Below are 12,525 nucleotides of genomic sequence, written 5' to 3'. Positions count from 1 at the left end.
CGGCTAAGTGCGGCAGGAGCAAAGCAAGAGGGGCTGGCGATGTCGGTCATATCCACCGTCGAACAACTTGAAGCACTTTACGGCCTTCCCGGCGAAACGTCGCTGGTCAAGGAACTCGACCACGTCATTCCCGAATACGCAGCCTTCATCGAGGCCTCGCCTTTCGTGTCGCTGGCGACCAGCGGGCCCGAAGGTCTCGACTGCTCGCCGCGCGGCGATCTTGCCGGCTTCGTGCGCATCCATGATCCGCGCACGTTGATGATGCCTGACCGACGCGGCAACAATCGTGCGGATTCGCTCAAGAACATCATCCGCGACCCGCGCGTGGCGCTGCTGTTTTTGGTGCCGGGCTCTGGCACGACGCTGCGCGTCAACGGACGCGCCCATATCAGCGTCGATGCCGAGCTGTGCGCGTCCTTCACCGTCGAAGGCAAGCCGGCGCGCTCGGTGACGGTGATCGATGTCGACGCGGTCTATTTCCAGTGTGCCCGTGCCATTGTTCGGTCCGAATTGTGGAACCCCGAACGCCATGTCGATCCGAAGTCGCTGCCGACGCCAGGACAGATCCTCGCCGTCACCAGCGGCAAAAGCATCGACGGCGAGAGCTATGACCGCGAATGGCCCGAGCGTGCCAAGAAATCGATGTGGTAGGTAGCTGCCTGCCTGTGAGTGCGTCCATGACCCAGAATATCTACGACAATCCCGATTTCTTCGAAGGCTATAGTGGTCTCAACCGATCGGTCGAAGGCTTGGCGGGCGCGCCGGAATGGCCTGCGCTGCGCGCGCTGGTTCCTGATCTCAAGGGCCGCAAGGTCGTGGATCTCGGCTGCGGCTTCGGCTGGTTCAGCCGCTGGGCACGCGAGCAGGACGCAGCCGAGGTGCTCGGCCTCGACGTTTCGGAAAACATGCTGGCCCGCGCCCGGGAAATGACGTCCGACGCTGCCATCACCTACGAGCGCGCGGACCTCGAAAAGCTTGCTCTGCCAGAAGCCTCCTTCGATCTGGCCTACAGTTCGCTTGCTTTCCACTACATCGAAAACCTGCCCGAGATGTTGGCGAACGTGCATCGCGCGCTTGTGCCGGGCGGCCGCTTGGTCGCCTCGGTGGAACACCCGATCTACACAGCACCTACGCGTCCGGGCTGGTCGGTCGACGCCAGCGGCAACAAGACCTGGCCTGTCGACAGCTACCAGGTGGAGGGGCGACGCAGCACGGATTGGCTCGCCAAAGGCGTGATCAAACAGCATCGCACCATCGGCACCTATCTCAATCTTCTGATCGGCCTTGGCTTCACCATCGCGCATGTCGAGGAGTGGGGACCAAGCGACGCCCAGATCGAGGCGTGGCCGGCATTGGCGGAAGAGCGGTTGCGGCCGATGATGCTTCTGCTTGCGGCTGATCGCTAGGCCTCAAAACAAAGTGATAGCCGTCGGTGTAACTCAAGCGGCTTTGGCGACGTATACCGGCAAAACTGCTGGAGCTTTTGCATGACACCTTGGACAGACCGCGCCGGACAATTCTCGCCGCTGAAGGCTGTGGCATTTGCCGGCACATTGGTGCCGGTTTTGCTCCTTGCCTACTACGCGCTGGCAGGTTTTCCGAAAGGGGCGGGTGCCGGCACGCTGCTTGGCCCGCGACCATACACTGCGGCGATCCATGAAACCGGCGACTGGGCGATCCGTTTCCTTTTGTTGTCGCTGGCGGTCACGCCGCTACGCCGCATCGGGCAGTGGCCGAAGCTGATCCTCATCCGCCGCATGCTCGGGGTGACGGCGCTGTGCTACGCGCTTGGGCACCTGGTGCTCTATGTCTTCGACCAGAATTGGGATGTGCTGCGCGTGGTCAGCGAGATCGCGCTGCGCATCTATCTCACCATCGGCTTTGTCGCGCTGCTCGGGCTCATAGCTCTCGGCGCGACATCGACCGATGCGGCGATCAAGAGGCTCGGGCGCAACTGGAACCTGCTGCACAAGATCGTCTACGGCATAGGCATACTGGCGGCGCTGCATTTCTTCATGCAGTCCAAGGCCGACGTCTACCAGCCGACCTTGATGGCAGGCTTCTTCATGCTGCTGATGTTTTACCGGTTGGCGCAGTGGCGCGGGTTCGCCCTCACGTCGCCGCTTGTACTCATTGGCATCGCCGTTGCGGCGGCTCTTTCGACTGTTGTGGTCGAGGCGGCCTGGTATGGGCTTGCGACCGGTGTGCCGCCAGGCCGCGTACTCTGGGCCAATCTGCAGTTTTCCTACACTATCCGGCCGGCATGGTGGATCCTGGCGACAGGTCTGGCCTTGGCTGTGCTCGGCTATGTCAGATCGCTTGGAAATGCCAAGGCGCCACGGGGCAGGCGGGCCGCTAGTGCGGCAGCCTGACCTATTCTTTCAAGGCATCGGCAACGCGCAGCATATGCGCGCCGATCAGGTCGCATTGCTCGGGCGTCGAGGCGCTCATCGCCTTTTCGATCAACGCGCCATAGGTCTTCAGCGCTCGCATCAATAGAGATTCGCCGCCTTCGGTCAGCGTCAGTCGCATGATGCGGCGGTCCTTGGCGTCGGCCTCGCGGCTGACCAGCGCGCGCTTTTCCAGCTGCGGCAACAGCATGGTGATGTTGGAGCGCCCGACCAAAAGCTTGCGGGCGAGATCGTGCTGCGACATGCCGGGATGGCGATAGAGGTTCATCAGCACATCGAGCTGTGCCGGCTTGAGGTCATGCGGCTGCAGCGCGCTCGCCAAGGCACGCTCCATCGAGTGGCACGCTTTCGCCACCGCGACCCAGTTGCGGAACCGCGGGTTGTCCCACGGCAAATCTTGCTTATTGTTCATGATTGAACTATTATGTTCATGATTGAACTTATGGATGGACGATCACTATGGCATCAATCGGGCTGCAGGTCATCCGGCGGCTGTTCGGCGCGGCCGAGCTGGTTTCGCCGCGTCTCGCCGGCCGTGTGGCATTCGAGCTATTCCGGCACACGCCAGCCGAACGGTCTCTGTCCGAAGGCGAAAAGCGAGCCATCGCCAAGGCATCCGATTTCATGGCGGAGGCCCGCCATCACCGAATCAAGACACAACGCGGCTGCGTTGCCATGCACGAGTTTCGTCCTGCTCAGGAGCGCAGCGACCGAGGCACAGTGCTTGTCATCCACGGCTGGCGCTCGCGCACCGAATACATGCGGGCGCTGATCGAAGGCTACCGGGATGCCGGCTATCGGGTGATCTCACTCGACCTGCCTGGCCATGGCGGCTCGCTCGGTCGCGCACTCGACATGGCCAAGGCGGTCGAAGCCACCAGCCTCGCGGCCCAGTGGTTCGGTCCATTCGAGGCAATTGTCGGCCATTCCTTCGGCGGGGCGGTGGCCGTCAATGCTGCTGCCGGCACGGTCAATGGTTTCGCGCCGCTGGCGGCAGGACGGCTTGTGCTGATTTCAGCGCCCGATTCGATGCCCAGGCTGTTTGCGGATTTCGGCCGCTACATCAAGCTCGGGCCGAAGTCGCAGCGCGCCATTGCAAGCCAGGTCGAGCGTGTCACCGGCACGCCGATCAGCCATTTCGTCAGCTCCAGGCTGCTGATGCGACTCGATGTTCCAACTCTCGTCATCCACGCGCCAGACGACAGGGAGGTGCCGGCTACGGATGCACGCGCCATGGCAGGCGCGGGCGGCCATGTCAGGCTATTCTGGGCCGACGGGCTCGGCCACAGGCGCGTCTTGTCCGCGGCTACGGTGGTGGATGAGGCGGTCGCCTTTCTGGCCGACGCGCCTGAACTCACCACCGTTCACTAGTGAGGGCCCACGCCTGCATTCAGCTTTGGTTTTGCAAAGCTGTTCGCAGCATGTCGTAGGTGGGCGCCAGATCACGAAGGGCTGCCGCCGCAAAAACGTCGTTGCCGACAACCAGCGGATATTGCATCGCGCCGATGAGGCGCGCCTGCTTGCCGGCAATCTGTGCTGCCTCGGCGTATCCGGCTCGCGCCAGGCAAGTCGCGGCGTCGGCGGCGCGGCGGGTGCCGACCCGGACCGCGAAATGGATCATATGGCCTCGCAACGCGTCGTCGCATCCGGCCTCGATTCTCGCCGCCAGTGTTTCAGCGGCTTCGCCATTGCCGAGGCTGCCCGAGGGCATGCCGAGATCGCCTTCCATCGTCAGCCAGCGGATTGCTGCGGCGATGGACGCCTTGATGGTGTCCACCTCGGCGACTTCGGCAATGCGATTGAACCCGGTCCGCATCGTGTAAGGCGTACCATAGGTCAGCGTCTTGGCGCTCCATGCGGCCATGAAGTCGGCGATCGGTAGGCAGGCATAGGGATAGCCTTGCGGGTCATGCATCAGCACACGTTCGTCATCGACTTCCAGGACAACGACATAGTGGTCGGCCTCGATCGGCCCACGCATGCCCGGCTGGTGCCGGAGATGTCCCATCTCGACAGGGCCAATCCAGATCGGCCCGCCAGCGAGAGCCGCCTTGAGGCGGGCGAGGGCCTCGTCGGCGTCTCCGCCTTGGGTGACAGTCGATGTCCAGCCAAGTGCCGAAAGCGCGTCTTCAAAACCTTTCTCGGGATCCCAGCCATAGGGGTCGAAGAACGGCATCGTTCCGCCGATCAGCTGCATGCCGAACGGGCTGCCGGTGGCGACTTCGATGACAGCAGTGGAGGCGGCATCGGCGCCAAACATCATCGCGAAGGAATTAGCATAGCAATACGGGCCGGAGCCCGTGTAGGAAAAATGCGTCATGACGGGCTCTCTTAGAGGGTGATCGGATAGGCGACGTCGAAACGCGCGCCGCCGGATCCGGGATAGGTCTCGTAGGGACTGTCGGTGCAGCTCAGATCGCTTCGCGCATCGAGCCATGCTTCAAGAGCGTCGTAGACGCGCAAGATGAGCGGGAAATTCTCATAGGCCTTGGGCACCGGCACATAGGCCTCGCGCCGCGCCGGCTGCAGCCTGATGCGTAGGTCGCCGGCAGGCTCGAGGTTTCCTTCATAGGCGATGGCGACCTCGACAAAGCCTTCGCTGTCGCGGCTGATGAGGTCGTGATAGTGCACGCTCATTGGTCCGTCGCCTGGCAATGCCGAGGCACGCAGATGCGCGCGGATATCGGCCTCGGCGCTGGCGATAAAATCGTCCAATGCCTCGACGCTGACCTGCCGCTGGCGGGACACGACTTTGCTGGCCGCCATTTCGCGAAGGCCGATCGCCCCAGTCAATGCGGGTTCGCCACCAGCGGCTTGCCGGGCAAGCGCCCGCACACCTTCAGCCTGCTCGGCTAACATGTCGTTTTGCGCGGCCAGCCATGCTTGCAGCTCGACGATTCGCGCCTCAGGCGTGAGCTCGACAAGCCGTGCGACCCTGGCCACCGGCAGGCCGAGCCGGCGCAGCTTCGCGATCAGCCGCGCACGCGGCGCCTGTTCGGCTGCGTAGTAGCGATAGCCTGTTTGCGGATCGACATAGGCCGGCGCCAGCAGGCCTTGTTCGGCATAGAGCCGCAACGCCTTCGGCGACAATCGTGTGGCGGCTCCGAAACGCCCTGCGAGAAGATAAGAATCGGTCATGAGCGCATGTCTAGGGTCAGCCCCTGGGGCGAGGTCAAGCGCTCGAAAAGGCTTTCGCCATGGCGGTCCAGGCCTCAGCCTTTCTTGTCGCCCGGTTCGGTCGGCAGGCCCGCTGCGCGCCAGGCGGTGAAGCCACCGAGAATGTGGTGAACTGGCTCCAGCCCCATCTCCTGCGCGGTCTTGGCGGCAAGTGCCGAACGCCAGCCGCCAGCGCAAAAGAAGACGAAGCTCTTGCCGCTGGAAAAGAACGGCTTGTGGTAGGGGCTCTCCGGGTCGATCCAGAATTCGAGCATGCCGCGCGGGCAGTGCTGGGCGCCTGGAATCTTGCCTTCGCGCTCGACTTCACGCGGATCGCGCAGGTCAACGAAGACGGTTTCGGCATCGTCAAGCAGCGTTGCCGCTTCCTCCGGCGACACCACCTCGACCACCGCATTGGCCTCGTCGAGCAGTTCCCTGTAGCCCTTTTTCATCTTGCCCTCGCGCCAATCCTGCTCAACGCCGTCATTGTCGGCCAATTGATCGCATGAAGCAGCAAGGCCTGTCATCCCGGCCGGATCATGCCAGTGGCCCGGCAACCTCACGATGATGTGAAACTGTTCGGCAACAGCTATCGGGAAATTTATCAAAGCTTAACGTTATCGGTATGAATCGATACAGTCGCGCCTTACATCAGCCATTCGGCGACAGGAATTCTTCCACCGGCGCATGGGGATTCCAGTGCGGTTTCCGGCAGGGTTAGGTGTTTTATGACGTTTTCTTTCCTGAAAAGGCCGATTTCGCTTCCGCTGGCCGCCTTGGCCGCAACACTTGCCATGGGCGCTCCGCAGGCGGGCGCGCAGGGCTTGTTCCAAATGCTTTTCGGCGGCAATCGCGAGCCTCGCCAACCGCAAGCCGAATTCCCTCCGGCCCCTTCGCACCAGAAGAAGCGGGCACCGGCCCCGGCAGCCAAGATCAGCGCGCCGTCCTACTACACCTACAAGACCGACCCGATGGTGACGGTCGACTTCTCCAAGCTCGTTGCCGGCACACAGTCGGTATCGCTCGAGCCCTCGCTTGCCGGTACCGCATTCCGCGAAGCGCTTGCCGGCCTCAACGCCTTCGACCTCGTTGCCGAAAAAGACATCGCCAAGGCGCTGCTCGATTATTATTCAGCCAATCCCGAATTCATCTGGGTGAGCGATCGCGCGGCCAACAGCCGGGCCGAAGACGCGATCCGCACACTGAGCGATGCTGCGAGCCATGGGCTGATGTCGGCAGACTATGCCGTGTCGGTGCCGCCCGCCACTTACCCGGCCGACGACGCGGCTGGCCGGCTGAAGACGCTGATTCGATTCGAGATGGCGATGTCGGCGCGCGCGCTGCGCTACGTGCATGATGCGCAAGGCGGCAGGATCGATCCAAACCGCATCTCCGGCTATTACGACTTCGCGCCCAAGCCGCTCGACATGGTGGCCACGCTCAAGGCGCTCAGCCAGGCGCAGGATGTCCGCTCCTTCCTCGAATCAAAGCACCCGCAAAACCCGGAATACAAGGCGCTGCGCGTCGAGCTCGAGGCGTTGAGGGCGAGCGAGGAAAACGACATCGTCGTTGACCCCAAGCTGCTGCTCAAGCCGGGCGAGACCAACCCCGAGCTGCCCAAGCTTTTGCATCTCATTGCCCGCGATCTCGATGACGAGATGGGCGGCGAATATGGCGAGACCCTTGCCCGGCTCGGCAACAGCGAGGTCTATTCTCCTGAACTGGTACCGGTCATCGAGGCCGTGCAGAAGCGGGCAGGGCTCAAGGCCGACGGCGTCGTAGGTCCACGCACCGTGTCGATCCTTGCCGGCACATCCAAGGCTGATCGTCTCGACAAGGTCCTGGTCGCGCTTGAACAGCTACGCTGGCTGCCGTCCGATCTGGGTAGCCCACGCGTCTTCATCAATCAGCCGGCCTTCACCGCGAGCTACATCGACGGCGGCGTAGAGAAGCTCAAGATGAGGACCGTGATCGGCAGGGCCACCAACCAGACCAGCTTCTTCCAGGATGATATCGAGCAGGTCGACTACAATCCTTATTGGGGTGTGCCGCAGTCGATCATCGTCAACGAGATGCTGCCGCGGCTGCGCAGCGATCCGAGCTATCTCGACCGTGCCGGCTACGAGGTCACCGATTCGCGCGGCCAGCGAATCCCCTCATCGGCGATCGACTGGGCGCAGTACGGCGCCAAGGTGCCTTACAGCGTGCGCCAGGCGCCCAGCGAGGCCAATGCGCTTGGTGAGCTCAAGATCCTGTTTCCGAACAAGCATGCGATTTACATGCACGACACGCCGCAAAAGGCGCTGTTTGACCGCGACAACCGTGCCTTCAGCCATGGCTGCATCCGTCTTTCCGATCCGCGCGGCATGGCAGCCGCCGTGCTCGGAACCGATGTCGATCACATCGCGGCAAAGCTGAAGCAGGGCCACTCGTCTGAAAAGGTCACTCGCAAGATCCCGGTCTATGTCGCCTACTTCACCGCCTGGCCTGACCTCAACGGCAAGGTCGAGTATTTCGGCGATGTCTACGACCGCGACGCACGGCTGAAGGACGCGATGGCGCGCACCGACGCCGCACGGGCTCCAAGCATCTAGTAGCGCCTCATCCGTCAGACAGGCAGGCCGCCGCGCCTGCTTTTGGTCGCGACCATCCATGCCTCGACCGGCTTGGGGTTTTGTTCAAGGATGTTTGCCGACCTTGCAAAACTCTGCACAGCACTGCGCGCGCCTTCGACTGGAAATTGACCGTTGCGTGCCGCATGGCAAGCGCGCGCGGCAACGCTGTAGATCGGTCCTCGGCGTTTTTCTGGCCAATCGGTCAGAAAGGCGATCGCGTCGGTTATGCAGGTGATTTCGCAAGTGACGTGTTCGTGCTTGACGAATAGCGGGCGACTGAAAGCCTTGGCTTTCATCACTTCCTCCATTTTCTTGGGCGTCTTTTGAGCAAGCGAAAGCTGCCGATCTCAGGCAGTTGTCAAAAACATGGGGCGGTGATGTACGCGGTCAAGGGCAGGCATTCAGCTCTGCCCTCTTGCGCGGCAAGATTGATGAAGCAGGGCTTGCGCCGCCAAACCCACCCGCCCAAGGGCGGTGGGGATTTTTGTCAGCCGATTGCTCCTAGGGAAGTTGGCGGATGGCCGACGCCACACTCATTTAGTGGATGTCCGGCGTCGCGTCGGCCGCTCCATCCGCCCAATTACAAACGTTGCGCCTTGGGGGCCTCATTTGCAATTAGATCAATGGATTGATGCGCGGTTCCCAGAAGAGCGAAGTGGCTGTGCAACGGCTACGTGGCAGTGTGCCGACGATTCTTGGCAGAGCGCTAATTAGAATGCCGCAACAGCCCGACGTCCTCGGCGACCGTTTCGAACGCCTCCCTGGTGCCAGGCGGCAGCAGGATCAAAACGCTGAACAGCCCTGAGGCTGAAACTGTACAAGGGAAATTAGCGACGCGGCTAAGTGCTTGAAAATATGGTGGGCGATGCAGGGATTGAACCTGCGACCCCACCCGTGTGAAGGCAAGACCGCATCTAAAGAAATCAGTTACTTGACCACCTTCAGTTTAGCTTTCCCCGGATTCTCCACGTTTCTTGCTTTTCTAGGCTGTCGCGGGGTGGGGAGTAAATCGGCCCGCTTCGACTCTTCTGAAGCGACCACGTGTTCATAGCGAGCCGCCGATTTCTGGTCACGCCAGCGTCCAGTCCCGACCAGGCCGCGCGTATCGAGCCCGCCATAGCGGCGCATCCATGTCGCCCAAGTGTGGCAGAAAGTGTGGAACGTGGCGAATTCCACATCTGGGCCGGTAGCTTCCTTGACCTTCCTCATGAGCGTGTAGAGTCGCCCGCACTTGCGGAACCGGAATAGCTTCTGCTTTCCACGGTCGAGCCCGCGCGGATGGTTTGCAAGCTCGGCAACAAGCACTGGGGGCAAGTGGACGCCGCGGGGATCGTCGTTTTTGGTCTGAGGCAGATAGGCGAACGCTTCGGAAATGATCAGCCTGTCGCAAGTCAGACCCAGGGCCTCGTTCAAACGGCAACCGGTGTAGCAGAGGAAGGTCAGGAGACCGGCGAACTCGGCATCAATTGCGCGTGCCTTGTCGATCATCCGAAAGACCTGATCGGGCTGCAGCCAGTCGACGCGGGACTTACCGCGCCAGCCTTTCGGTCGCTTGATCTTGAAGTCGATGCCGGCGTGCTTCAGCACCGCCGAGACCGGAGTGTAGACGTGCCGATTGCGCGTCATGGCGGAGGCTTGCGGGTAGAGCTTCACCGCACATTGATCGATTGCCTGCTGATCGATCTTCGAGAGGCCAGTCCCGAGAAAATGAGGGATAAGGCCGCCGACCCATGCCTTTGCAGCCGGGTCCCACTTGCCAAGATATTGGCCGTCGCCGCCGCCCTTGATGTAAGCCAGAGCGGCCTCTTCAAACACGGGTTCTTGCGGCTTGCCAGGGTCTACCGGCTCGGCAGTTCGACCACGTTCGATGTCTCGTTTGATGGACGCGAGGATTTGCTTCGCGGTCGCCTCGACAGGAGTTCCTGTAGTTCGGTCAACGTAGACGCCGAGGTGTGTGCCCCGGATCGAGTAATTTGGCGATTTGCCTTTGCGGGGCGGCCGGAGCTTGAGCGGCATGAGGGGTTTTCCTGGCGGAGGCCGGCTACGATAGCGGCGATGTCGGCTTCGGTGAATAGCTTCCGGCGGCCATTGCAGTAATAGTGGGGGTGGCGTTTGACGATGTCCTGCATCGATCGACGCGAGATGCGCAGAACATCGGCCGCTTCGTCCATGGTGAGGGCTCTCGTCATGCCTCGTCCTTCGCTGCGGGGCGGGCGACCCAGCAGGCACACTTTGCGCAATCGCCTGGTCCGACCCATCGCCTGTCTGGCGGCCAAGAGAAGCTATAGGCAGATGTCATCGACACCGGCAGTGTCGGCAGGTCCGGTGCTGGCCATTCGCAGCGCCAAACGGTATGTGCCCGCATGGCCACACGCCCTCTTACGTCCGGGGTGATATCCGCGAATTGACAAGCGGCGCGCTTCGACGCCTTCAGCGCCTCATTCATTCGTGTCTCCTTTGGTGGGGAGGGGACGGGAGGGAGGTCAGTGGCCATCGCGCCCTCCAGCCTTGCTCTGGTCTTCCAGGTACTCGCGAAGACCGACCGCCGAGTTGAGAAACGCGGTGATCGCGTCGGCCCGCTCGTTCGGGTCTTCGCATCCCCATTCGGACATCGCGGCCATGAAGTGGGGAAGCTCGGCAATGCGCTCGGCCATCGGTGTCAGCAGAAGCTTGCGCTCCATCTCCGCTACACGCGCTTTCAGGCGGTCGAGTTCGGCCTCCGCTGCTTCGGCACGGCGGTTGGCTGCGATGGTGAAATCCTGATAGGTGAGCACCACGTCACCCAAGCTCGGCGGGTAAGGCGAGCACCCATGGTGATAAAGCTTGTTGCTGATGAGCAAGCCACCTTTGCTCCCCATCTCCTCGCCGCATTTTGCGCAATATGAAGGGCGCGCGCTCGTCTTCTCAGCGGTCATTGCTGTTCTCGTGCTGTCGGTGGGGAGGGCGGTCATGCTGCGGACCTCGCTTCGAGATACGCGCCGATCACTTCTGCCGCGACTTGCGGGACGATGGCATTGCCGTAGCCTTTGGCCGCGTGTCGTTCCACTGCGACGGATACCCCATCGCAAGGCAGTAAATGGCTGTAATCACCGTCCAAGGCGCGCCCTGCGTCAACAAGCGGGTCGCCATAGAGGGGGAGTGGCGGAGCCTTTGCGACAGGAAGGCGTTCGAGCGTGTTATGTCTTTCCCGTCCCGGGCCACTGGCGTCGGCCAACCAGATGAGGCGTTTGCGGACGTGTCGCGCTTCAACGGCAATAGCTGGAATAGACGCCGCCGCGCAGGCGTAGCCGATGCCTTCCATGTCCCCACAGAGTTGGTCGAACCATCCCCAATTAACCGCGTCGACAACCTGCTCTCCAAAGACAACTGGAGGCGCCTGCTCTCGGATGAGCCCGAAGAAAGCTGGCCAGAGATGGCGGACATCGCTTTGGCCTTTCGCGCCGCCATTGCCGGCGCTGCCGACTGAGAACGGTTGGCATGGGCACGAACCTGTCCAAACAGGTCTATCATCGCCCCATCCGGCAATTCTGAGGGCGAGGGACCACCCGCCAATGCCAGCGAAGAAATGGCATTGGGTGTAGCCTCTAAGGTCGTCCGCTCGGACATCGGTGATGCTCCTGTCGTCAACGTCGCCAGGCGCGATCAGGCCAGCGGAAATGAGATTGCGCAGCCACTGGGCCGCATATGGGTCAAATTCGTTGTAGTAGGCGCGGGCGCTCATTCTGCGTTACCCCGCGCGCMGGCACTATGGGCGGCGAGAGCGGCGCGGATTGCCTTCTGATTTTGACGCCTCACGATCTCTCGACGCAGCCAAGCCGTGCTTTCGTTCGCGAGCTTTATCGTTTGGAGGCCGGGTGCGTTTTGGATGTCGTCAGGGTCGGCGCAGGAGAAAAACTCCTCCGCCAGTTCGACGGCATGAACAAGCGCCCACAGATGGTCGACGGTGACGCGCTTCGCCATCACTTGCCCTCCACAGCCGGGGAGCGGAGCTCGAACATGACGCCGTTGAGGTGCTTGCCGGGGGCTTCCTCAAACTCGATGGAGTGGCTGTAGCTGCCAACGTTGATGTGCTTGACGGTGACAACTTGGCCCTTGGTGAAGAGGGCGCGGCCCTCCTTCAGATCATGGTCGTAGCCGTTCTTGTCGAGGAACTGCATCTTGTCGCCGGGCTCCGGCCACCCTTTGCGAGGCGCCTCCACCACCCCCGGCGCGGATACTGGTGAGGTGTGGACTAGCGCAGAGCGGATGGCCGCGTCGAAATGGGTCTGAGCCGCGATGGCACCAGCCTCAACGTCTGCCACTTCATGATGGACGCCGTCAGGACTGATCCACGCGGGAGGGAG

Annotated in this window: 15 protein-coding genes; 5 read left to right on the top strand and 10 right to left on the bottom strand. The window is 62.0% G+C overall.

All coding sequences use genetic code 11. The features are described from left to right. Positions 1–39 precede the first annotated feature (39 nt). The 3 genes from AC1DLV_RS27930 (at position 40) to AC1DLV_RS27920 (ending at position 2,372) form a co-directional block, all read left to right on the top strand. Positions 40–651 (top strand): pyridoxamine 5'-phosphate oxidase family protein, encoded by a 612-nt coding sequence (locus tag AC1DLV_RS27930; RefSeq protein ID WP_476803289.1) that lies wholly within the window; start codon positions 40–42, stop codon positions 649–651. A 26-nt stretch (positions 652–677) separates the two neighbouring features. Beyond that, positions 678–1,406, top strand: coding sequence for a class I SAM-dependent methyltransferase (locus tag AC1DLV_RS27925; RefSeq protein WP_476803288.1), 729 nt, complete (start codon positions 678–680; stop codon positions 1,404–1,406). A gap of 81 nt (positions 1,407–1,487) precedes the next feature. Then, positions 1,488–2,372: a protein-methionine-sulfoxide reductase heme-binding subunit MsrQ gene (locus tag AC1DLV_RS27920; RefSeq protein WP_476803287.1), complete on the top strand. Its 885-nt coding sequence runs from the start codon at positions 1,488–1,490 to the stop codon at positions 2,370–2,372. Between the two features lies 1 nt (position 2,373). On the opposite strand, the gene AC1DLV_RS27915 is transcribed toward AC1DLV_RS27920, so the two are convergent. Beyond that, a complete protein-coding gene (locus AC1DLV_RS27915; RefSeq protein ID WP_476803286.1) occupies positions 2,374–2,823 on the bottom strand; it encodes a MarR family winged helix-turn-helix transcriptional regulator in 450 nt (149 codons plus the stop codon). A 47-nt stretch (positions 2,824–2,870) separates the two neighbouring features. Here AC1DLV_RS27915 and AC1DLV_RS27910 point away from each other — a divergent pair, with 47 nt between their 5' ends. Beyond that, complete coding sequence (locus AC1DLV_RS27910) at positions 2,871–3,782, top strand: alpha/beta hydrolase (RefSeq protein WP_476803285.1); 912 nt, start codon at positions 2,871–2,873, stop codon at positions 3,780–3,782. Between the two features lie 19 nt (positions 3,783–3,801). Here AC1DLV_RS27910 and AC1DLV_RS27905 read toward each other — a convergent pair whose 3' ends face one another. The 3 genes from AC1DLV_RS27905 to AC1DLV_RS27895 all read right to left on the bottom strand — a co-directional run bounded on the left by AC1DLV_RS27905 (position 3,802) and on the right by AC1DLV_RS27895 (position 6,019). Further along, the gene (locus AC1DLV_RS27905; protein WP_476803284.1) at positions 3,802–4,731 is read right to left on the bottom strand and encodes a hypothetical protein; all 930 of its coding nucleotides are present in this window, start codon (positions 4,729–4,731) and stop codon (positions 3,802–3,804) included. An 11-nt stretch (positions 4,732–4,742) separates the two neighbouring features. Further along, positions 4,743–5,549: a MerR family transcriptional regulator gene (locus tag AC1DLV_RS27900; RefSeq protein WP_476803283.1), complete on the bottom strand. Its 807-nt coding sequence runs from the start codon at positions 5,547–5,549 to the stop codon at positions 4,743–4,745. Positions 5,550–5,623: 74 nt separating this feature from the next. Beyond that, complete coding sequence (locus tag AC1DLV_RS27895; protein ID WP_476803282.1) at positions 5,624–6,019, bottom strand: rhodanese-like domain-containing protein; 396 nt, start codon at positions 6,017–6,019, stop codon at positions 5,624–5,626. A gap of 276 nt (positions 6,020–6,295) precedes the next feature. On the opposite strand from AC1DLV_RS27895, the gene AC1DLV_RS27890 reads away from it, so the two are divergent. Beyond that, the gene (locus tag AC1DLV_RS27890; protein WP_476803281.1) at positions 6,296–8,161 is read left to right on the top strand and encodes a L,D-transpeptidase family protein; all 1,866 of its coding nucleotides are present in this window, start codon (positions 6,296–6,298) and stop codon (positions 8,159–8,161) included. Between the two features lie 14 nt (positions 8,162–8,175). Here AC1DLV_RS27890 and AC1DLV_RS27885 read toward each other — a convergent pair whose 3' ends face one another. From AC1DLV_RS27885 to AC1DLV_RS27860, 6 genes are all read right to left on the bottom strand, one after another. Then, complete coding sequence (locus AC1DLV_RS27885) at positions 8,176–8,478, bottom strand: DUF982 domain-containing protein (protein ID WP_476803280.1); 303 nt, start codon at positions 8,476–8,478, stop codon at positions 8,176–8,178. 631 nt (positions 8,479–9,109) lie between these two features. Next, positions 9,110–10,198, bottom strand: coding sequence for a tyrosine-type recombinase/integrase (locus AC1DLV_RS27880; protein ID WP_476803279.1), 1,089 nt, complete (start codon positions 10,196–10,198; stop codon positions 9,110–9,112). A 467-nt stretch (positions 10,199–10,665) separates the two neighbouring features. Next, positions 10,666–11,133, bottom strand: a complete 468-nt coding sequence (locus tag AC1DLV_RS27875) for a hypothetical protein (protein ID WP_476836309.1) — start codon at positions 11,131–11,133, stop codon at positions 10,666–10,668. Then, complete coding sequence (locus AC1DLV_RS27870; protein ID WP_476803277.1) at positions 11,130–11,903, bottom strand: DNA cytosine methyltransferase; 774 nt, start codon at positions 11,901–11,903, stop codon at positions 11,130–11,132. The genes AC1DLV_RS27875 and AC1DLV_RS27870 overlap by 4 nt, the downstream gene beginning before the upstream one ends. Further along, positions 11,900–12,142, bottom strand: a complete 243-nt coding sequence (locus tag AC1DLV_RS27865) for a hypothetical protein (protein WP_476836308.1) — start codon at positions 12,140–12,142, stop codon at positions 11,900–11,902. Before AC1DLV_RS27865 ends, AC1DLV_RS27870 begins: the two co-directional genes overlap by 4 nt. Further along, a partial coding sequence (locus AC1DLV_RS27860; RefSeq protein ID WP_476836307.1) for a hypothetical protein occupies positions 12,142–12,525 on the bottom strand: 384 nt, incomplete at its 5' end. The genes AC1DLV_RS27865 and AC1DLV_RS27860, both read right to left, overlap by 1 nt.

The organism is Aminobacter sp. 01T433, from assembly GCF_056398585.1.
Note: the sequence above shows the minus strand (reverse complement) of the source record. Positions and strands in the feature narration are given on the sequence as shown.